This is a genomic window from Pseudomonas sp. Y39-6 (genome assembly GCF_023651955.1).
In the GTDB taxonomy this organism is placed as follows: Bacteria; Pseudomonadota; Gammaproteobacteria; order Pseudomonadales; family Pseudomonadaceae; genus Aquipseudomonas; species Aquipseudomonas veronii.
Genome location: NZ_CP069594.1, coordinates 2,140,483 through 2,161,212 on the forward strand (window position 1 = coordinate 2,140,483; position 20,730 = coordinate 2,161,212).

Here is a 20,730-nt window from a genome sequence, read left to right on the forward strand (position 1 = left end):
CCTGAGCATAACCCGCTCGACCGGAGGTTGCCGCTATTGGCTGAAGGCACCTTCCGACAATTTCGTCTCGATACTCACCTCGGCGGTGGTCATCAGCTTGTGTATCGGGCAGCGGTCGGCGATGCGGTGCAGTTCGTCGCGTTGCTGATCGGTGAGCACGCCCTTGAGTGTCAGCTTGACGTTGAGGTGGTACTTGCCCTTTTGCTCCTCGCTGTCGTCGCGGGTGACTTCCACGGTTACGCCGGTCAGCGGGATGCCCTTTCTCTGCGCATACAGCTTCAGGGTCAGGGCCTTGCACGACGCCAGGGCTGCGTCGAAATAGTCGTGGGGCGAGGGCGCGGTGTCGTCACCGCCCAGGCTTTTGGGCAGATCGGTGAACAACTCGTGGTTATCGATGTTGAGGCTGTGGCGGAAGTTGTCGGCATTCAGGGTGTTGACGGTAACAGGCATGGCGAACCTCTCAAGCGTGGCAGGAAGAAAGTCATGCAGTTATAGAACATGCTGGCACTCAAGTGTTCCAGGATTTTTTCCAGATGGCGGGGCGGCAGGATTCCCCGCATCAGTTCGAGGCAGCGGAGCAACACCCGCGTACAGGCGAGGCGACCCCGAATTCAAGCGCAAAAAAAACGCCCCGAACCAGTCGGGGCGTTTTCATCTGATCAAGCTGCGGGGCTTACTTGCCCTGCCAGCGTTTCAGCACCAGGGTGGCGTTAGTGCCACCGAAGCCGAAGCTGTTGCTCATCACGGTGTCGACTTTTACGTTTTCGACGGTCTTGGTCAGGATCGGCATATCGGCCACGACCGGGTCCATCTCTTCGATGTTGGCCGAGCCGGCCATGAAGTTGCCTTCCATCATCAGCAGGCAGTAGATCGTTTCGTGAACGCCGGCGGCGCCCAGGGAGTGACCCGACAGGCTCTTGGTGGAGCTGATGGCCGGTGCCTTGTCGCCGAATACCGCGCGCACGCCTTCCATTTCCTTGGCGTCGCCGACCGGAGTCGAGGTGCCGTGGGTGTTCAGGTAGTCGATCGGGGTATCCACGGTTGACATGGCCATCTGCATGCAGCGGATGGCGCCTTCACCGCTTGGCGCAACCATGTCGTAGCCGTCGGAAGTGGCGCCGTAGCCGACGATTTCCGCGTAGATCTTCGCGCCACGGGCCAGAGCGTGTTCCAGCTCCTCGACCACCACCATGCCGCCGCCGCCGGCGATGACGAAACCGTCACGCTTGGCGTCGTAGGCGCGGGAGGCCTTTTCCGGGGTGTCGTTGTACTGGGTGGACAGCGCGCCCATGGCGTCGAACAGGAACGATTGGCTCCAATGTTCTTCTTCGCCGCCGCCGGCGAACACGATGTCCTGCTTGCCCAGCTGGATCTGCTCAACCGCGTTACCGATGCAGTGAGCACTGGTGGCGCAAGCGGAGGAGATCGAGTAGTTCACGCCCTTGATCTGGAACGGCGTGGCCAGGCAGGCGGAAACGGTGCTGCCCATGGTCCGCGTGACACGGTACGGGCCAACGCGCTTCACGCCTTTCTCGCGCAGGATGTCCAGCGCTTCCATCTGGTTCAGGGTGGACGCGCCGCCGGAGCCGGCGATCAGGCCGGTACGCACGTTCGAGACCTGATCGTGGCTCAGGCCGGAATCGGCGATGGCGTCCTTCATGGCCAGGTAGGCGTAGGCGGCAGCGTGGCCGACGAAGCGGTAGATCTTGCGATCGATCAACTCTTCGAGGGGCAGGTCGATGGAGCCGGAAACCTGGCTACGCAGACCCATTTCGGCATATTCCGGGTTGAAGCGGATGCCAGGGCGACTTGCACGCAGGTTAGCGGTGACGGTCTCTTTGTCATTGCCCAGGCAAGAAACGATGCCCAGACCAGTGATAACGACGCGGCGCATGCGGATAACCCTTAAAAGTTGTCAGTGGAAGTGAATACGCCGACCCGAAGGCCTTCGGCAGTATAGATCTCGCGACCGTCGACAGTCACCGAACCGTCGGCGATCGCCAGGTTCAGCTTGCCCTTGAGGACGCGCTTGATTTGAATGTTGTAGGTGACTTTCTTGGCGCTCGGCAGAACCTGGCCAAAGAACTTCACTTCGCCCGAACCCAGGGCGCGACCGCGGCCCGGCAAGCCTTGCCAGCCGAGGTAGAAACCGACCAGTTGCCACATGGCGTCGAGGCCCAGGCAGCCCGGCATGACAGGGTCACCTTCGAAATGGCAGGCGAAGAACCACAGGTCCGGGGTGATATCCAGCTCGGCGACCAATTCACCTTTGCCGTACTTGCCACCCTCTTCACTGATATGGGTGATGCGATCCACCATCAGCATGTTCGGGGCGGGCAGTTGCGCGTTACCTGGGCCGAACAGCTCACCGCGACTGCAGCGCAGCAGGTCTTCCCGAGTAAAGGCGTTTTGTTTGGTCATGCGAGCTCCTCAATAATCCCATGCGGCAGGGTAGGGCAAATCTTCCCGAACCGACTGAAGCGTTCATGCCTCACATCGGCAGCCTACACATAGACTATTGCGTTGTAGTGAAAGTCACAGCGTCAAGGCACTGAATGTACACTTGTTCACTGAAATTTTAAACCGGGCCTGTTTATCGGTCCGTTCGGGTGCCTAAGACTGCCGCACTTTCGTCTTTCACGCCAGTCGCAGTTGGCTGATGGCGCGGCGCTATTGCACCCAACGCTGCAGGATTTGCTGCAAATCCGTGCGTTTGAACGGCTTGGCCAGGTAATCGTTCATTCCGGCGGCCAGGCAGAGTTCACGATCGCCCTGCAAGGCGTTGGCGGTGAGGGCGATGATCGGCAGGTCGGCGCAGCCTGGCAGTTGGCGAATCTGGCGGGTGGCTTCGTAGCCGTCGATCAGCGGTAGCCGGCAATCCATCAGGATCGCGGTGAAAATCAGGCTCTCGGCGCTGCGGATCGCTTCGGCGCCGTCGGTGGCCAGGCTGACTTCAAAGCCCAGGCTGCGCAGCATGGCTTCGACCACGGTGCGGTTGACCGGGTTGTCTTCCACCAGCAGCACATGGCGGCCGTCGCCCGCGCTGGTTTTGCCTTCGGCGTTGGCGGCGATGGCCGGCACGCTGTGCTGGTCGATGGCCAGCGGGATTTCCAGGGTGAACACCGAACCGCGACCTTCTTCGCTCTGCGCGCGCAGGGTGCCGCCCATGCGTTCGGCCAGGGTGCGGGCGATGGGCAGGCCCAGGCCGGTGCCGCCGTAACGTCTTGAAATGGAACTGTCGGCCTGCTGGAACGCATCGAACATCAGTTCCAGGCGCTCGGCGGAAATGCCAATGCCGCTGTCGCGCACGGTACAGGTGAACCACACCAGTTCATGGTCGAGGGGTTGCCAATGGGGCTCGACGCTGACGCTGCCGTGCTCGGTGAACTTGAGCGCGTTGCCGATCAGGTTCACCAGAATCTGGCGGATACGCGTCGGGTCGCCCTGCACGCGCAACGTGTCCAAGCCCGGCGGGATCGGCAGCTCGAGGCTCAGCCCGCGCTGCTGGGCGCTGTGCTGGAAGGCCTGGGCGCAGCTGTTGATCAGGTCCGCGAGGTTGAACGGAATGTGTTCCAGCTCCAGGGCCGCGCGTTCGATGCGCGAGAAGTCGAGGATGTCATTGATGACCTTGAGCAAATGTTCCGTGGACTCGGAGGCCAGTGCCGCATATTCGGTCTGCTCTTCGGTCATCTCGGTGGTTTCCAGCAACTGCAGCATGCCCAGCACGCCGTTCATCGGCGTGCGCAGCTCGTGGCTCATCATCGCCAGGAAGTCCGACTTGGCGTTGTTCGCCCGTTCGGCTTCCTCGCGGGTCTGGATCAGTTGCGCCATGGCCTGCTGCTGTTCGCGGCTGGCCTGGTTGAGGCCTTCGGCAAGGTTGTTGATGTGCCGCGAGAGGTCGCCCAGTTCGGAGTCATCGACAATCGGCAGCGGGGTCTTGTAGTCGCCTTGCTGGATCGCCTTGACTGCATTGCCCATCGCGCTGATCGGCTGCGACAGGCTGGAGGCCAGGCGCCGCGCGAGCAAAAAGGTGAACAGCAGGGCGAACAGCGCGAGCACGCCGGCCTTGAACAGAATCTCCTGTTGGCGCTGGCTGAAGGCATCGTTGGACATGCCGACGATCACCCGGCCCAGGTAGTCGGCACGCGGCGCCTTGGGTTCGTTGAGGTTGTCCTGGAAAAAGTCATTGCCCAATTGAATATGTTGCAGGCGGATCGGGGCCTGGAACACTTTGACCGACAGCGAGCGGTCGTGGTTTTCCGACGGTTGCTCGACGTACACCAGGATGTTCTCGGCGCTGTCCTGGATCTCCAGGAAGCGCACATGGGGCGTGGCCAGCGTCGCGCGCAGCAGGCTGTCGAGCACGTCGTTGTTGCCGGAGATCACCCCGTATTCGGTGGCCGGGGCCAATTGGTTGGCGATCAACTGGCCGGTGTGGTCGAGTTCCTGGCGCAGGTCCTGGATCCGCACGAAGGTGAAGAAGCTGATCAACAGCAACGTCAGCAACAGCGCCGGCCCCAGGGTGATGAGCTGGGTGCGGGTGTTGATGTCCCAACGACGACGTAAGGTCATGGGCGTTGTTCTCCTTCGGCCAGGCGGGCGGCGACGTTGGCTTCGTCGACCTGTTCGATGCCCAGTGAGCGTGCGACTTGCGGGTTGCCCACGACTTTGAAACGCTCCGGGTACACGGCGCGCGGCCAGCCGGCCGGCGGGTGATCGAGCAGGCGGTCGAGCACGGCCAGCCAGTCGGTCTGGTCGCTGTAAGTACTGGCCAGGCTGCCGGCCTTGACGAAGCCGGCATTGGGCCCCACCAGCGGCAGTTGCCGGGCATAACTGCTCAGCAGCAGGTTCTTCGCGGTTTTCGGGTTGTATAACTGCGGGTCGTCAAGGCCGAGCAGCACATCGCTGTTTCTGAACAAATGCTGCAGCGGGCGACTGTCGTTAATGTCGTCCCAGCGCTGGGGCACGATCTCCAGGCCCATCGGCGCGGCGTACTGGCGCAACTCGCGGAGCAGGAATTCACTGTCGGCGCCGTAAAGCACGCCGATGCGGCGGGCCTGGGGCAGGATTGTGGCGATCAGCCGCAGCTGGCGCTCCAGCGGCGGGTCACTCCACAGCAGGCTGATTTTGCCCGGCACGCCCTGGCCCATGCGCTGGTGGGCCTGCAGGCGGCTGATGCGCAACACCAGGGTCGACGGCCCCTGGGCGTCTTGCAGGCGCCAGTCGAGGCTGGGCAGGTCCAACAGGATCAGGCGCGTATTGGCCGGTAGGCGGCTGGGCACGGGCAGGTTGGCGAGGGGGGTGAAGGTTACACGGTCGTCGGGGCGCTGCTGGGTGAGCGCCTGGACGAAGGCCTGCACTCCGGCGCCGTCTTCGGCGGCGGTCAGCAGGATATCGGCGCTCCAGGCCGGTACGCTGAGCAGCAGGCACAGCAGCAGCAGGCCGCGTTGCCAGCGTCTGGGGAGAGAGAGGAGGGTCATCCGTGACTGAGCGCCCATGTCAGAACTCTAACTCCGCGCTGAAGTAGAGCACTTGGCGATGGTCGTAGTTGTTGTCGGCCCAGGTGGTGGGCTGGTTGTCCAGGCGTTGTTGCAACATGCCGGCCAGTTCCACGTTGGCGTTGCCCAGGGCCATGCGCTTGGCGACCCGCAGGTCGACCCGTTCGAAGCGATAGCGGTTAAGGGCGTCGTCGCCATAGTAGAACAGGGCGCTGGACCAGCCTTGCCCCCATTCGCGCAACCAGCCGGCCGAACCGCTGTTGCGTGCGGTTTGCGCCTTGTCCAGCGGGTTGCTGGTGCTGGCGTCGACGTAAGCGTAGGTCAGCCGCAGGCGGTCGGCGTTGCTCATGCGCCAGTCGAATTGGGATTCTGCGCCGGTAAAGCGCGAGCTGTTGGCGTTGCTGGCAATGTACTGATTGTTGCGCAGCGGCGAACTGATCATGTCGGTGATTTCGTCGTAGAACAGTTTCACGTCCATGTTCAGCCCGATGTCGGCAAAAAAGCCGTTATAGCCCAATTCACGGGATTTCATCAGTTCTTTGTCGAGATTGCCCGGGCCGCGCGTGACCACGAAGTACTGCCCGGAATTCTGCCCGTAGGCCGGCGAGTCGAGGTTGGTGACGCGATAGCTCCAGTTGACGTTGTTCTCGAACATGTCCGGCGAACGGATCGCCTCGGAGTACACCGCGCGCAGGCCGTGGCGCGGGTTGATCAGGTAGTTGACTGCCACCCGCGGCGTCAGCGAGTTGCCGCTCAGGTGGGTGTCTTCGTACATGGCGCCGCCCTGCAGCAACCAGTGTTCGCTGGCGCGCCATTCAAGCTGGCCGAACAGGCGCCAGGTGGTGTCATCCAGAGTGCCGTTGAAATAGGTGTCGGAGTCGGCGCGGTCATAGCGATAGTTCATACCGCTGACCAGGCGCAGGCTGTCGGACAGGCTCAGGGTGTCCTGGATCTCCAGGTCGTAGCGGCTTTCGCGGGTGCTTTGGTCGATGTCGCCGCATACGCTCTGGCTGGCACCGTTGCGCCATTGGTCCAATACTTGGTTGCCCAGTGCTTGTTCGTCGGCGCTGCCGGGAGGCGCAACACCTTGGCTGTAGGTGTCCATATGCCGGGCCAATCGCTCGGCATAATTGGGGTTGAGCTGCCACAGCCGGGTCAATTCCGGGCTGAACGACACCTTGGCGTCACAGGCTTTCCAGATCTGCCGGCGGTCCCATTGTTGGGCCGAGCCCTGGATATACAGGCTGTGTTCGGGATTGAAATCGAAATTCCAGCGCAGGGAACCGGCATAGTCCTTGGCGGTAACGTCGGAATTGTTGCCGCCCTCGGTAATCCCGGCGAATACCGGCGTGTAGGTATAAGGACGCTGGTTGGTCCCTTCCTTGGCATTCAGTTGCCAGTCGATGCTCTGTTGCGTGTTCAGCGTCTGGCTCACCGCCAGGCTGAAGCGGTTGAGACGCCGGCCGTCACGACGGTCGGCGCCCACCGCGTTGCTGTCAAAGCCATCGTCCTGCTGCCCGGACATCGACAGGCGCAGGTCGCCGGTTTCCCAGCCTACGCCCTGGCTGGCATAGAAGTCGTTGATCCCGCGTTCGCCGCGTACCACTTTTACCCTTGAACCGTGGCTGTCGGCCGGTGAGCGCGTGAGGATATTCACCACAGCCATCAACGCATTGGCGCCGTAGCTGACGGTGTTGGGCCCGCGGAACACTTCGATGCGCTCGATGTCTTCCATGGCCACCGGAATATCGCTCCAGTCCACCGTGGCCAGGCCTGCGCGGTACACCGAGCGGCCGTCGATCAAGACCTGCATGCGTCGCGCATCGCTGGCATTGGTGCCGTGGTAGTTCACCGCCGCCTGGTTGCCGCTGGTGTAGCCGACCATCATGCCCGGCACCAGCCGCAGCAACTCAGCGATGTCCCGCGCGCCGCTGGCCTTGATCAGTTCGCTGTCGATCACGGTCATGCTGCCGGGCACGGCGGCGGCCGATTGTTTGAGGCGAGTGGCAGTCAGCACCTGTGGCAGCGGTTGGTTGTCGAGGAACAGGTCGTCGGCGAACACCGCGCCGCTGCACAACAGCATCAACCACAACGATGAACGGGGAGGAGGGCCCAAATACACGGCACGGCCTTGATAATTACGGATAGCCGACCATGTTAACCGAGGCCGGGCCATTTGCCAGTCGTCGCCTTTGCAATTACCCCGCGTCGCTATGGCATTTTCCGACAGGCGTGTGAATTGATACGGGGGCTGGCCGCAAGCGGGGGGCTCCGTATAATGCGGCCATCGCCACTGGTATGGATTAACGGATTGCATATGACTGAACAGCGCCCTATTGCGGTCCTGGGAGGCGGAAGTTTTGGTACCGCCGTGGCTAACCTGCTGGCTGAGAACGGTCATGCGGTGCGCCAGTGGATGCGCGATCCCGAACAGGCCGAGGCCATTCGCGTCCATCGAGAAAACCCTCGTTACCTTAAAGGCATCAAGATTCATCCGGCGGTCGAGCCGGTCACCGACTTGCAGGCGACCCTGGAGGCCTGCGAGCTGTGTTTCGTCGCGCTGCCTTCGAGTGCGTTGCGTTCGGTACTCGCGCCTCACGCCGAACGCCTGGCGGGCAAGCTGCTGGTCAGTTTGACCAAGGGCATCGAGGCGCACACCTTCAAGCTGATGAGCGAAATCCTCGAAGAGATCGCCCCGCAGGCGCGCATCGGCGTGCTGTCCGGGCCGAACCTGGCGCGGGAAGTGGCCGAACATGCGCTGACCGCCACCGTGATCGCCAGTGAAGATGAAGCACTGTGTGAGCGGGTCCAGGCCGTGCTGCATGGGCGCACCTTCCGCGTGTACGCCAGTGGCGATCGTTTCGGCGTCGAGCTGGGCGGTGCGCTGAAAAATGTCTACGCGATCATTGCCGGGATGGCGGTGGCGCTGGGCATGGGCGAGAACACCAAGAGCATGCTGATTACCCGCGCGCTGGCGGAAATGACCCGCTTCGCGGTGAGCCAGGGCGCCAACCCGATGACGTTCCTGGGCCTGGCGGGCGTGGGCGACCTGATCGTCACCTGCTCGTCGCCGAAAAGCCGTAACTATCAGGTCGGTTTCGCCCTCGGCCAGGGCCTGAGCCTGGAGGACGCCGTGGCGCGCCTGGGCGAAGTGGCCGAAGGGGTCAATACCCTCAAGGTGCTCAAGGCCAAGGCCCAGGAGGCCGGCGTGTACATGCCGCTGGTCGCCGGGTTGCACGCGATCCTGTTTGAAGGGCGCACCCTGAATCAGGTCATCGAGTTGCTGATGCGCGCCGAGCCGAAAACCGATGTCGACTTTATTTCCACCAGTGGTTTCAACTGAGGAACGCGTCATGAACGATCCGAAAGCAGCTCCCAAGTACGAGTCCATCGCCCTGCGCATCTTGTGGATGCTGGTGTTTGCCCTGGTGTGGCAAGTGGCGCAATTCCTGCTCGGTGCGTTGGTGGTGGTGCAACTGATTTACCGGTTGGTCTACGGCGCGCCGAACTTGGGCTTGATGAATTTTGGCGACAGCCTGAGCCAGTTCCTCGCGCAGATCGGCCGCTTCGGCAGTTTCCACACCGAGCAAAAGCCCTGGCCATTCGCCGACTGGCCGACGCCGCGTGCGCCGGAAGGCGAAGCCGCCCACAGCGTGCCGCCAGCACCGCACCCGGTGCGCGATGAAGAGCCAAAACTGTGAAACTGTGGATTCTGCGGCACGGTGAGGCCCAAGCGCATGCCCGCACCGATGCCGAGCGCGAGCTGACCGAGCATGGCCGCGCCGAAGTCTTGCGCAGCGCGGCGCACCTGATCGGCCAGCCCATCAGCGCGATCGTTGCCAGCCCGTATGTACGGGCGCAGCAGACCGCGCAGCTGGTGCGTGAAGCGCTGGGCTTCGTGCCGGACATCCGCACCGTGCCCTGGCTGACACCGGACGGCAATCCGCAGCAGGTGCTGGAAAAGCTCGACACGGATGAGAATGTGCTGCTGGTCAGCCATCAGCCGCTGGTCGGCAGCCTGATCAGCTTTTTGCAGCATGGTCATCAGCGTCAACCGCTGCCGATGTACACCGCCAGCCTGGCGGAGTTGGAGGGGGAATGCCCGCTGGCGGGGCTGATGAGCCTGGTCAGTGTGAAACACCCGTAGGCGCTTTCACTGCTTTGTGTGTGCTATATAGTCAGCCGAGCAAGTGCTTGGTTGGCTATCATCGGACCACAAAGGAGCGCGTCCCATGCCCGTCGCTTTTCGTTTGCCGTTGCAGGTCTTCTTCGAACGTGAAGCGCGGCATCCGCGCAAACCCTTCCTGGTGCAGCCCGTCGGCGGCGACGAGGTACAGACCCTCACTTGGGCCGAGGTCGGCCACCAGGCCCGCTGCGCCGCGCATTGGCTGCGTGCGAGGGAACTGCCCCAGGGTTCGCACGTAGCCCTGATCTCGAAAAATTGCGCGCACTGGATCATCGCCGACCTGGCCATCTGGATGGCCGGGCATGTCTCGGTGCCGCTCTATCCCAACCTCACCGCCGATTCCGTCGCCCATGTGCTGAAGCACTCCGAGGCGGCGCTGGTGTTCATCGGCAAGCTCGATGACTGGCCCGCCATGGCGCCCGGGGTTCCGGCCGACGTGCCCACCATCGGCCTGCCGCTGTGTCCGGCGGGCGACTTGGATTTCAGCTGGGCCGAGCTGCAAGCCTGTTCACCGATCCAGGACCAGCCGCTACCTGCCGCGTCGGATCTGGCCACCATCATCTACACCTCCGGCACCACCGGCCTGCCCAAGGGCGTGATGCACAGCTTCGGCGCCCTGGGCTTTGCCGCCACCGGAGGCACCGAATTGTTCGGCCTGGGGGAGGGTGACCGGCTGCTGTCGTACCTGCCCTTGTGCCATGTGGCGGAGCGGATGTTTGTGGAATTGGCGGCGATCTATACCGGGCAAACCGTGTATTTCGCCGAAAGCCTTGAGACTTTTCTGAGGGACCTGCGTCGGGCACGGCCGACGGCGCTGTTCGGGGTGCCGCGTATCTGGACCAAATTCCAGATGGGCGTCTACGGCAAGATCCCGGCGACGCGCCTGGAGCGCCTGTTGCGGCTGCCCTTTATCGGCAAACGCGTGGGCCGCAAGGTGCTGGCCGGCCTAGGCCTGGACGCGCTACGCATTGCGCTGTCCGGCGCGGCGCCGGTGCCCGAAGCCTTGTTGCGCTGGTATCAGCGCCTGGGCCTGGATGTGCTGGAGGTGTACGGCATGACCGAGAGTTGCGGCTATTCCCATGTGTGTCGCCCCGGCCAGCAGACAATCGGCTGGATCGGCCTGCCGTGCCCGGGCGTTGAAGTGCGTATCGACCCGCTCGGCGAAGTGCAGGTGCGCAGTGGCGCGACCATGCTCGGTTACTTCAAGGACCCGGAAAAAACCGCCGAAACCCTCACCCCGGACGGCTTCCTGCGCACCGGCGACAAGGGCGAGCAGGACGCCGAGGGCCGTCTGCGCCTGACCGGGCGCCTCAAGGAAATCTTCAAGACCAGCAAGGGCAAGTACGTGGCCCCGGCGCCAATCGAAAACCGCCTGGCCGAACATGCACGGATCGAACAGGTGTGTGTGGTCGGCGACGGCCTGCCTGCGCCGATGGGCCTGTGCGTGCTGTCGGCGGCGGGCCCGGCGGATGCGCGCCAGGCCTTGCACGGCAGCCTTGAACGCTGGCTGGAGCAGGTCAACGCGGCGTTGGACAAGCATGAGCGCCTGCGTCAATTGGTGGTGGTGAAAGACAGTTGGGCGGTGGAAAACGGCTTCCTGACACCGACCTTGAAGATCAGGCGCAATGTCATCGAATCGACCTACGGCCCACAGTTTCAGGTGTGGAGCGAGCGCACCGAAGTCATTCTGTGGCAGGATTAGGGCCATCATATAACCAATAGGGACAACGGTATGAGCCTGTGGCGCACCCAACCCAATATCGAACAACTCAACGCTCTGCAGAAAAACACCATCGGTGAAGTGCTGGACATTCGCTTCGAAAGTTTCGACGAAGAATCCCTGACCGCCAGCATGGTGGTCGATCAGCGTACCCATCAGCCCTACGGCCTGCTGCACGGCGGCGCGTCGGTCGTGCTGGCCGAAAGCGTCGGCTCCATGGCGGCCTACCTGTGCATCGATGCGAGCAAGTTCTATTGCGTCGGCCTCGAGGTCAATGCCAACCACCTGCGCGGGGTGCGCAGCGGGCGGGTGACGGCGGTGGCGAGGGCGATTCATATCGGCCGCACCACCCAGGTGTGGGACATCCGCCTGACCAACGATGATGGCAAGTCCAGCTGCGTCTCGCGCCTGACCATGGCCGTAGTGCCCCTGGGCGAGAACCCGCCGGCGCGATAGGCGTGGCGTGAGTGTCATCATTCCTGGCGGTTACGGTCATTGCCGTAACGGTCGGGCGTGGTGACAATCAATGTCTGTTTTTATAGATGGAACCGGTATGTCGCAGCACGTGTTTTTTGCCCACGCCAATGGCTTCCCTTCGGCTACCTACGGCAAGTTGTTTGCCGGCCTGGCCCCGGAATATACCGTCGCGCACCTGCCGCAGCACGGCCACGATCCACGGTTTCCGGTGGACGACAACTGGCAGAACCTGGTGGACGAACTGATCCACCATCTGCAACAGCAGCCCGAGCCGGTGTGGGGCGTGGGCCATTCCCTGGGCGGCGTGTTGCATTTGCACGCGGCCATGCGCTGCCCGCAGTTGTATCGCGGCGTGGTGATGCTCGACTCGCCGGTGCTGACCCGTGCCGACCGCTGGGTGATCCGCGCCGCCAAGCGCTTTGGTTTTATCGACCGCCTCACCCCGGCCGGGCGCACCCTGGGCCGCCGTGAAGAATTCGCCGACCTGGACGCCGCGCGCAGTTACTTCGCCGGCAAGACCCTGTTTCGCGGCTTCGACCCGGAATGCTTCGACGCTTACCTGCAACATGGCCTGTATCAGGTCGGCGATCGCCTGCGCCTGCGTTTCGATCCGGCCACTGAAATCAGTATCTACCGGGGCGTGCCCCATACCAGCCCGGGCCAGGTGCGCCAGTTGAAAGTGCCGCTGGCGGTGGTGCGCGGGCGCCAGAGCCGGGTGGTGATGCGCCACCACGCCAGCGGCGTCGGGCGCCTGCCCATGGGAGAAATGCTCACCATGCCCGGCGGCCACATGTTCCCCCTCGAACGCCCCCAGGACACCGCGATCTTGCTCAAGCAACTGTTCGCCCGTTGGGAAGCCCGCGAGCGCAGTTGCGCATGAGTACGCCGGTCGAAGAAGTGCGCCTGAGCCTGCCGCATATCGAATTGGCCGCGCATCTGTTCGGTCCCGAAGACGGTCTGCCGGTGATCGCCTTGCATGGCTGGCTGGACAACGCCAACAGCTTCGCGCGGTTGGCGCCGAAACTGCAGGGCATGCGTATCGTCGCCCTCGACATGGCCGGCCACGGGCATTCGGCGCATCGTCCGACGGGGGCCGGTTATGCCCTGTGGGATTACGTCCACGATGTGCTGCAGGTCGCCGAACAACTGGGCTGGAAACGTTTTGCATTACTTGGCCATTCCCTCGGCGCCATCGTCTCCCTGGTATTGGCCGGTGCCTTGCCGGAGCGGGTGACGCACCTGGGTTTGATCGACGGTGTGATCCCGCCGACCGCCACTGGCGAGAACGCCGCCGAGCGGCTGGGCATGGCGTTGCAGGCGCAATTGAACCTGCAGGGCAAGCGCAAGCCGGTCTACAGCAACCTTGATCGCGCCGTCGAAGCGCGGATGAAAGGGCTGGTGGCCGTCAGCCGCGAAGCCGCTGAACTGCTGGCCCAGCGCGGTTTGATGCCGGTGCCGGGCGGTTACACCTGGCGAACGGACAGCCGCTTGACCCTGGCATCGCCGATGCGTCTGACCGACGAGCAAGCCATGGCTTTCGTGCGCCGCGTAGGTTGCCCTACTCAACTGGTGGTGGCCGCTGACGGCATGCTGGCGAGACATCCCGAATTGCTTTCCCAGCTACCGTTTACCGTGACGACCCTGCCCGGTGGCCATCATTTGCACTTGAATGACGAGGCGGGCGCGGTCCTTGTTGCAGACTGTTTCAATCGGTTCTTCTCTGCACCTTGACTTGGCGCGGTCAACTGCCGAGGCTGGGCGGATTGAAAGGGAGTCAACCATGAACGATCTCAACACCGATCTTGAAACTGCTGCGACCTCCGATGGCCAGGGCTCAACTATCCGATGAGCGTGCGTAAAGGCTGTATCCGTGCCCTCGGGCTGTGTGTGTTCAGCCCGTTGGTGTTCGCCGCCGATGTGCCGGGTAGCCAGGACTTGCCCGCCGTGGCCCGTCAGGTCGACGCGCAAATCGTCGATTATCGTCCCGCCGAAGAAAAAGAGCGCATCTACCCCATGGGCGCGATCCGCAAGATCAGCGGCCAGTTGCGTTACGAAGCCCAGGCCACCGCGCGCGGCCAGGCCACCGCCATCACCTATGAACTGCCCGCCGAGCACACCTCCAGCGCTGCGTTCACCGCCACGCGCGAAGCGCTGCAGCAGCAGGGCGCGCAGCTGTTGTTCTGGTGCCAGGCCCGTGACTGCGGTGAAAGCAGCCTGTGGGCCAATGAAGTGTTCGGTAATGCCAAGTTGGTCGGCGCCGATGGCCAGCAGGAATACCTGCTGTTGCGTCTGGCTGCCCCGCAGGACAATTCCCTGGTGGCGTTGTACGGCATCACCCGCGGCAATCGCCGGGCTTACCTGCATGTCGAACAGATCGATGCCGGCACCCCGCTTGGGGAGCTGCTGCCGACCTCCGCCACGCTGTTGCGCGAACTCAAAAGCACTGGCGAGCTGGATTTCCCGGCTTTGGGGACGGACCCCGATGCCACCTGGTTGACCCTGATTTCCCGCGGTTTGAACCTCGACACCACCCTGCGTGTCAGTTTGACCGGCCCCCATGCCGAAGCGTGGCGCCAGGCCCTGATTGACAAGGGCGTGCGGGCCGCACGCCTGGAAACCGGTACCGAGCCAGCCAAAGGCCTGCACCTGCATCTGATACGCTGACCGAAACAGGGCGAACGGACCCGCGCCGTTCGCCTAAACTGACTGCCTTCAGCCTTTTCCTAGAGAAACTCCATGCTCAATAACGATCGCCTGCTGGTGCAAATCCTGCTGCTGGTGCTGTTCGGTGCCAGCTTCTGGGTGATGGCGCCGTTCTGGTCGGCGCTGTTCTGGGGGGCGGTGCTGGCGTTTGCCAGTTGGCCGCTGATGGTGTTGCTGACCCGCTGGCTGGGCGGCCGCGAATCCCTGGCCGCTGGCATCCTGACCTTGGGCTGGATGCTGCTGGTGGCGGTGCCGCTGGTATGGCTGGGGTTCAACCTTGCGGACCATGTGCGCGACGCGGTGACGTTGATCAAGGATATTCAGGTCGACGGTTTGCCGGCGGCGCCGGCTTGGTTGGGGTCGATTCCCTTTGTCGGAGAACGGCTGGTGGCGATGTGGGACAGCATCGACCAGCAGGGCGCGGCGCTGATGGTCAGCCTCAAGCCGTACCTGGGGCAGGTGGGCAACTGGCTGCTGGCGCGCAGCGCGCAGATCGGCGGCGGCATCCTGGAGCTGACCCTCAGCCTGGTGTTCGTGTTCTTTTTCTACCGTGACGGGCCGCGCCTGGCGATGTTCGTCCACCGCCTGCTGGAGCGCTTGATCGGCGAACGCGCCGGTTACTACATCGAACTGGTGGCCGGCACCGTGCAACGCGTGGTCAATGGCGTGATCGGTACGGCCGCCGCTCAGGCCGTGCTCGCGCTGATCGGCTTCCTGATCGCCGGGGTGCCGGGCGCGCTGGTGCTGGGTATCGTCACGTTCCTGCTCAGCCTGATCCCCATGGGGCCGCCGCTGGTGTGGATTCCGGCCACGGCCTGGCTGGCGTGGAAGGGCGATTACACCTACGCAGTGTTCCTCGGCGTGTGGGGCACGTTCATCATCAGCGGCGTGGACAACGTGCTCAAGCCGTACCTGATCAGCCGTGGCGGCAACCTGCCGCTGGTGATCGTGTTGCTCGGGGTATTCGGCGGCCTGATCGCGTTTGGCTTCATCGGCCTGTTTATCGGCCCGACCTTGCTCGCCGTGGCGTACAGCCTGCTGATGGATTGGAGCGCGACCCAGGCCCAGAGCCGCCGCGAAGACGAACCGCTGTAGCTGATTGACCAAGATTTATGGGGGAGCTGGCGGGCGTTGGCCGTCAGGCGCGGGGCAACCACATCACGGCGGTCAACCCGCCGCCCGGGGTTTCCTCCAGGCTCAACCGTCCGCCCAGGCGTTCCACCGCGTCCTTGGCGATGGTCATGCCCAGGCCCACGCCGCCGGAGTTGCGGTTGCGCGAGCCTTCCAGCCGATAGAACGGTTCGAACACCGCCTCGCGCTTGTCGGCGGCAATCCCGGGGCCGTGGTCAATCACGCGGATGGTCAGGGCCTCGCGGCTGTCCTCCAGTTCCACGCGCGCGCTGCCGGCGTAGCGCAAGGCGTTGTCGATCAGGTTGTTGAGGCATGAACGCAACGCCATCGGCTGCACCTGCAAAGGCGCACAGGTGCCAGCACATTGCACATTGGAACCTTGGTCCTGGGCGTTCTCACTGATCGACTCCACCAGCGCCTGCACATCCAGCCAGTGCCGGCTTTCGCTGGTGCGTTGTTCGTGCAGGTAGCTCAAGGTGGCGTCGAGCATGCCGATCATGTCGTTCAGGTCCTGGCGCATCTGGCCTTGCAGCTTGGCGTCTTCGATCTGCTCCAGGCGCAGCTTGAGGCGCGACAGCGGGGTGCGCAGGTCATGGGAGACCGCGCCGAGCATGCGCGCGCGCTGGCCGACTTGTTCGCGAATACGTTTTTGCATCAGGTTGAAGGTTGACGCGGCCTGCTGGGCTTCGCGGGGGCCCGATTCGTCGAGAGGCGGGCTGTCGAGGTCCAGGCTCAAGCGCTCGGCGGCCTCACTCAGGCGCTGGATCGGCCGGCTCAACAATTTGGCGCCATACCAGGCGGCGATGATCAACGAGAAAAACTGAAACGTCAGCGGCACCACCGGGCCGCCAAACCATGGGCGAGGGCGTTTAGGCAGCGGCCTCATCGTGCCGTCCGGTTGCTCGACGAAGGTGTCCTTGCGCGGTGGCGGAGGCGGGTCATAGTGGTGGAACCAGAAAAATGCCAACGCATGGGCCAGTACAATCGCCAACAGCAACACACCGAACAACCGGCCGAACAGCGTGTTGAGGGCGTTGCGCATCAGCCGATATCCCGTGCGTCGAACAGATAGCCTTCACCGCGCACGGTCTTGATCAACTGCGGTGCTTTGGGGTCATCGCCCAGCTTCTGGCGCAGGCGCGAGACCAGCAGGTCAATGCTGCGATCGAAGGCCTCGATGGAACGACCGCGGGCCGCATCCAGCAACTGTTCGCGGCTCAACACCCGGCGCGGCCGCTCGATAAACACCCACAGCAGGCGGAACTCGGCGTTGGACAGCGGCACCACCAGGCCATCGTCGGCCACCAATTGGCGCAACACGCTGTTGAGCCGCCAGTTATCGAAGCGGATATTGGCGCGCTGCTCGGTGCGGTCGTCGCGCACCCGGCGCAGGATGGTCTGGATGCGCGCCACCAATTCACGCGGCTCGAACGGCTTGGACATATAGTCGTCGGCGCCCAGTTCCAGGCCGATGATGCGGTCGGTGGGTTCGCAGCGGGCGGTGAGCATCAGGATCGGAATGTCCGACTCGGCGCGTAGCCAGCGGCACAGTGACAGGCCGTCTTCGCCCGGCAGCATCAGGTCGAGCACCACCACATCAAAGGTTTCGGCTTGCATCGCCACGCGCATCGCGGTGCCGTCGGTGACGCCGGTGGCGAGAATATTGAAGCGCGCCAGGTAGTCGATCAGCAGTTCGCGGATCGGCACATCGTCGTCGACAATCAGCGCGCGGGTGTTCCAGCGCTTTTCATCGGCGCTCACCGCGTTTTTTTGCTCGTCGTTCAGCGGGACGGAAGTATGCATAGTGCGATCATCTGCCTGGTGGTAGCGGTCAGCATAGGCGCCCAGCCCCATGGCTGGTAGTGCTGGTCGGTGGGTCGTGCGGGCGAGGCTAGCGGTAGGGCGTGTTGAGGGCATGTCGTGAATGTATCTGCTTTGATACAAATGGCCGAAAGGTCCGCCTGAGTGCGCTTGGTCAGTATTTACCGATCATCGGATCCCGCAACGGCGTCGCTTGCGCTACAATCCGCGCCGATTTCGACTTGCCTGAGAGCCCATTCCAATGTCCGTCTGCCAGACTCCTATCATCGTCGCCCTGGATTACCCCACCCGTGACGCCGCACTGAAGCTGGCTGACCAGTTGGACCCGAAGCTGTGTCGGGTCAAGGTCGGCAAGGAACTGTTCACCAGTTGCGCCGCGGACATCGTCGGCACGCTGCGTGACAAAGGTTTCGAGGTGTTCCTCGACCTGAAATTCCACGACATCCCCAACACCACCGCGATGGCGGTCAAGGCTGCCGCCGAAATGGGCGTGTGGATGGTCAATGTACACTGCTCCGGCGGCCTGCGCATGATGGCCGCCTGCCGTGAAGTGTTGGAACAGCGCAGCGGCCCTAAACCCTTGCTGATCGGTGTGACCGTGCTGACCAGCATGGAGCGCGAAGACCTGGCCGCGATCGGCCTGGATATCGAACCTCAGGAGCAAGTGCTGCGCCTGGCGGCCCTGGCGCAAAAAGCCGGCCTCGATGGCCTGGTCTGTTCGGCGCTGGAAGCCCGGGCGCTCAAGACCGCCCACCCGTCGCTGCAATTGGTCACCCCGGGGATTCGCCCGGCGGGCAGCGCCCAGGATGACCAGCGCCGTATCCTCACGCCGCGTCAGGCCCTGGACGCCGGCTCGGACTACCTGGTGATCGGCCGCCCGATCAGCCAGGCGGCGGACCCGGCCAAGGCATTGGCGGCAGTGGTCGCCGAGATCGCCTGATCGATCACCGATCAACCATGTGGGAAGGGGGCAAGCCCCCTCCCACATTGACATCTGCTGTGTATCAGCTGACTTTGAGTACCAGCTTGCCGAAGTTCTCCCCGTTGAACAGCTTCATCAGCGTCTCCGGGAACGTCTCCAGTCCTTCCACAATGTCTTCCTTGCTCTTGAGCTTGCCCTGCGCCATCCAGCCGGCCATTTCCTGCCCGGCGGCGGCAAAGTTCGCCGCGTGATCCATCACCACGAAGCCTTCCATGCGTGCGCGATTGACCAGCAATGACAGGTAGTTGGCCGGGCCTTTTACCGCGTCCTTGTTGTTGTACTGGCTGATTGCACCGCAGATCACTACGCGGGCTTTCAACGCCAGGCGGCTGAGCACGGCGTCGAGAATGTCGCCGCCGACGTTATCGAAATACACATCCACGCCCTTGGGGCACTCGCGCTTGAGCGCGGCGGGCAGATCTTCGTGTTTGTAATCGATGGCGGCGTCGAAGCCCAGTTCATCCACCAGGAACTTGCACTTGTCGGCGCCACCGGCAATGCCCACCACGCGGCAGCCTTTGATCTTGGCGATCTGCCCGGCAATGCTGCCCACCGCCCCGGCCGCGCCGGAGATCACCACGGTTTCGCCGGCCTTGGGTGCGCCAGTCTCGAGCAGGGCGAAGTAGGCGGTCATGCCGGTCATGCCCAGCGCCGACAGGTAGCGCGGCAGGGGCGCAAGCGTGGGGTCGACCTTGTAGAAACCACGCGGCTCGCCGAGGAAGTAATCCTGCACCCCCAGGGCGCCGTTCACGTAGTCCCCGACGGCGAATTTAGGGGTGTTCGAGGCGATTACCTTGCCTACGCCCAGCGCCCGCATCACTTCGCCGATGCCGACGGGCGGAATGTAGGATTTGCCCTCATTCATCCAGCCGCGCATGGCCGGGTCGAGGGACAGGTATTCGTTGCGCACCAGCACCTGCCCATCCTGTGGCGTGCCCACCGGCACTTCCTGGTAGGTGAAGGTCTCCCGCGTGGCCGCGCCGACCGGGCGTTTGGCGAGCAGGAACTGGCGGTTGGTCTGGGCAGTCATGGCAAGGACTCTTGAGAAATGAAGCCTGATTGATAGACCCATAATGGCCTGCGAGCAAGGTCGGCCGAGGGCTGCGAATGCTTGGCGATAGGCTTCGATGATAGTCAGCCGGGCGGTCTTATCATTGTGATTCATGCAGCGCTAACCGGCCTTCTGATAGTGCTGACGCGCCCGTGTCGGGCTTGGCTAGACTCGGCCCACGGCTATTTCTCCCATAGGACATCCCCCATGAGCATGACGTTTTCCGGCCAGGTTGCCCTGGTCACCGGCGCCGCCGCCGGTATTGGCCGCGCCACCGCGCTGGCGTTTGCCGCCGAAGGTTTGAAGGTAGTGGTTGCCGACCTCGACGTAGCGGGCGGCGAAGGCACTGTCGCGCTGATCCGCGAGGCCGGTGGCGAGGCGCAGTTCGTGCGCTGCAACGTCACCCTGGAAGCCGATGTGCAGCAATTGATGGCGCAGACCGTCGCCGCGTATGGCCGCCTGGACTACGCCTTTAACAACGCCGGGATCGAGATCGAGAAAGGCAAGTTGGCGGACGGCACCCTCGATGAGTTCGACGCGATCATGGGCGTCAACGTCAAGGGCGTGTGGTTGTGCATGAAGTACCAATTGCCGTTGCTGCTGGCCCAGGGCGCTGGTGCGATCGTCAACACCGCGTCGGTGGCGGGGCTGGGCGCCGCGCCGAAGATGAGCATCTATGCCGCGTCCAAGCACGCGGTGATCGGCCTGACCAAATCGGCGGCCATCGAGTACGCGAAAAAGAACATCCGCGTCAACGCGGTATGCCCGGCCGTGATCGACACCGACATGTTCCGCCGTGCCTATGAAGCTGACCCGCGCAAAGCCGAATTCGCCGCGGCCATGCACCCGGTCGGGCGCATCGGCAAGGTCGAGGAAATTGCCAGTGCGGTGTTGTACCTGTGCAGTGACGGTGCGGCGTTCACCACCGGCCACGCCCTGGCGGTGGACGGCGGCGCCACCGCGATCTAGGACTCCAAGCCGCACCTCATTCGAAAAAGTTTGAGGTGCTGTGGGGCATTTCCATAGCTGGCAAAACGCCGTGATCCAATGTGTATCAGGAGGTAAATAAGTCAATAAAATCAATACTTTAGTTACTGTTGGCGACCGGTTGGAGCGGGCTTCTGTGCTTAACTGTTTTGGGTTGAATAACAGATAGTTAAG

General features: G+C 63.2%; 20 protein-coding genes. 11 read left to right on the forward strand and 9 right to left on the reverse strand.

Features of this window, described 5'->3' with window-relative positions:
- Positions 1-33: 33 nt before the first annotated feature.
- The 6 genes from JN756_RS09845 to JN756_RS09870 form a co-directional block, all read right to left on the reverse strand.
- On the reverse strand, positions 34-450 hold the full coding sequence (locus JN756_RS09845; RefSeq protein WP_017846779.1) for an OsmC family protein: 417 nt from the start codon (positions 448-450) through the stop codon (positions 34-36).
- Positions 451-673: 223 nt separating this feature from the next.
- Positions 674-1,894 (reverse strand): beta-ketoacyl-ACP synthase I, encoded by a 1,221-nt coding sequence (gene fabB / locus JN756_RS09850; RefSeq protein WP_017846780.1) that lies wholly within the window; start codon positions 1,892-1,894, stop codon positions 674-676.
- An 11-nt stretch (positions 1,895-1,905) separates the two neighbouring features.
- A complete protein-coding gene (fabA, locus tag JN756_RS09855; protein WP_003190035.1) occupies positions 1,906-2,421 on the reverse strand; it encodes a 3-hydroxyacyl-[acyl-carrier-protein] dehydratase FabA in 516 nt (171 codons plus the stop codon).
- A gap of 249 nt (positions 2,422-2,670) precedes the next feature.
- Positions 2,671-4,572, reverse strand: coding sequence for an ATP-binding protein (locus tag JN756_RS09860; protein ID WP_201022063.1), 1,902 nt, complete (start codon positions 4,570-4,572; stop codon positions 2,671-2,673).
- Positions 4,569-5,498: an ABC transporter substrate-binding protein gene (locus JN756_RS09865; protein WP_046384189.1), complete on the reverse strand. Its 930-nt coding sequence runs from the start codon at positions 5,496-5,498 to the stop codon at positions 4,569-4,571. Before JN756_RS09865 ends, JN756_RS09860 begins: the two co-directional genes overlap by 4 nt.
- 1 nt (position 5,499) lies before the next feature.
- Positions 5,500-7,620 carry a TonB-dependent receptor plug domain-containing protein gene (locus tag JN756_RS09870; protein WP_318533470.1) on the reverse strand — a complete coding sequence of 707 codons (2,121 nt, stop codon included), beginning with the start codon at positions 7,618-7,620 and terminating at the stop codon, positions 5,500-5,502.
- A 195-nt stretch (positions 7,621-7,815) separates the two neighbouring features.
- Here JN756_RS09870 and JN756_RS09875 point away from each other — a divergent pair, with 195 nt between their 5' ends.
- The 9 genes from JN756_RS09875 to JN756_RS09915 all read left to right on the forward strand — a co-directional run bounded on the left by JN756_RS09875 (position 7,816) and on the right by JN756_RS09915 (position 15,679).
- Positions 7,816-8,841, forward strand: a complete 1,026-nt coding sequence (locus JN756_RS09875; protein ID WP_017846784.1) for an NAD(P)H-dependent glycerol-3-phosphate dehydrogenase — start codon at positions 7,816-7,818, stop codon at positions 8,839-8,841.
- Positions 8,842-8,851: 10 nt separating this feature from the next.
- On the forward strand, positions 8,852-9,199 hold the full coding sequence (locus JN756_RS09880) for a DUF4389 domain-containing protein (RefSeq protein ID WP_017846785.1): 348 nt from the start codon (positions 8,852-8,854) through the stop codon (positions 9,197-9,199).
- Entirely contained in the window at positions 9,196-9,645 is a 450-nt protein-coding gene (gene sixA / locus JN756_RS09885) for a phosphohistidine phosphatase SixA (protein WP_046384187.1), read from the forward strand. The genes JN756_RS09880 and sixA overlap by 4 nt, the downstream gene beginning before the upstream one ends.
- An 85-nt stretch (positions 9,646-9,730) precedes the next feature.
- Positions 9,731-11,386 carry an AMP-binding protein gene (locus JN756_RS09890; protein ID WP_177030007.1) on the forward strand — a complete coding sequence of 552 codons (1,656 nt, stop codon included), beginning with the start codon at positions 9,731-9,733 and terminating at the stop codon, positions 11,384-11,386.
- A 30-nt stretch (positions 11,387-11,416) separates the two neighbouring features.
- Entirely contained in the window at positions 11,417-11,860 is a 444-nt protein-coding gene (locus tag JN756_RS09895; RefSeq protein WP_017846788.1) for a hotdog fold thioesterase, read from the forward strand.
- A gap of 97 nt (positions 11,861-11,957) precedes the next feature.
- Positions 11,958-12,761: an alpha/beta fold hydrolase gene (locus JN756_RS09900; protein WP_057003701.1), complete on the forward strand. Its 804-nt coding sequence runs from the start codon at positions 11,958-11,960 to the stop codon at positions 12,759-12,761.
- Entirely contained in the window at positions 12,758-13,612 is an 855-nt protein-coding gene (locus tag JN756_RS09905; RefSeq protein ID WP_079443185.1) for an alpha/beta hydrolase, read from the forward strand. The genes JN756_RS09900 and JN756_RS09905 overlap by 4 nt, the downstream gene beginning before the upstream one ends.
- 114 nt (positions 13,613-13,726) lie before the next feature.
- On the forward strand, positions 13,727-14,545 hold the full coding sequence (locus JN756_RS09910; protein ID WP_046486363.1) for a DUF4892 domain-containing protein: 819 nt from the start codon (positions 13,727-13,729) through the stop codon (positions 14,543-14,545).
- A gap of 72 nt (positions 14,546-14,617) precedes the next feature.
- Positions 14,618-15,679, forward strand: a complete 1,062-nt coding sequence (locus JN756_RS09915) for an AI-2E family transporter (RefSeq protein ID WP_046384183.1) — start codon at positions 14,618-14,620, stop codon at positions 15,677-15,679.
- Between the two features lie 43 nt (positions 15,680-15,722).
- Here JN756_RS09915 and JN756_RS09920 read toward each other — a convergent pair whose 3' ends face one another.
- Both JN756_RS09920 and JN756_RS09925 read right to left on the reverse strand, forming a co-directional pair.
- Positions 15,723-16,757, reverse strand: coding sequence for a sensor histidine kinase (locus JN756_RS09920; protein WP_046384182.1), 1,035 nt, complete (start codon positions 16,755-16,757; stop codon positions 15,723-15,725).
- Positions 16,757-17,518: a response regulator gene (locus JN756_RS09925; protein WP_046385333.1), complete on the reverse strand. Its 762-nt coding sequence runs from the start codon at positions 17,516-17,518 to the stop codon at positions 16,757-16,759. The genes JN756_RS09920 and JN756_RS09925 overlap by 1 nt, the downstream gene beginning before the upstream one ends.
- Positions 17,519-17,777: 259 nt before the next feature.
- Here JN756_RS09925 and pyrF point away from each other — a divergent pair, with 259 nt between their 5' ends.
- Complete coding sequence (pyrF, locus tag JN756_RS09930; protein ID WP_017846795.1) at positions 17,778-18,476, forward strand: orotidine-5'-phosphate decarboxylase; 699 nt, start codon at positions 17,778-17,780, stop codon at positions 18,474-18,476.
- 64 nt (positions 18,477-18,540) lie between these two features.
- On the opposite strand, the gene JN756_RS09935 is transcribed toward pyrF, so the two are convergent.
- Positions 18,541-19,548 (reverse strand): NADP-dependent oxidoreductase, encoded by a 1,008-nt coding sequence (locus tag JN756_RS09935; RefSeq protein ID WP_046384181.1) that lies wholly within the window; start codon positions 19,546-19,548, stop codon positions 18,541-18,543.
- A 228-nt stretch (positions 19,549-19,776) separates the two neighbouring features.
- Here JN756_RS09935 and JN756_RS09940 point away from each other — a divergent pair, with 228 nt between their 5' ends.
- The gene (locus tag JN756_RS09940; protein ID WP_057003697.1) at positions 19,777-20,538 is read left to right on the forward strand and encodes an SDR family oxidoreductase; all 762 of its coding nucleotides are present in this window, start codon (positions 19,777-19,779) and stop codon (positions 20,536-20,538) included.
- The last annotated feature ends 192 nt before the right edge of the window (positions 20,539-20,730 follow it).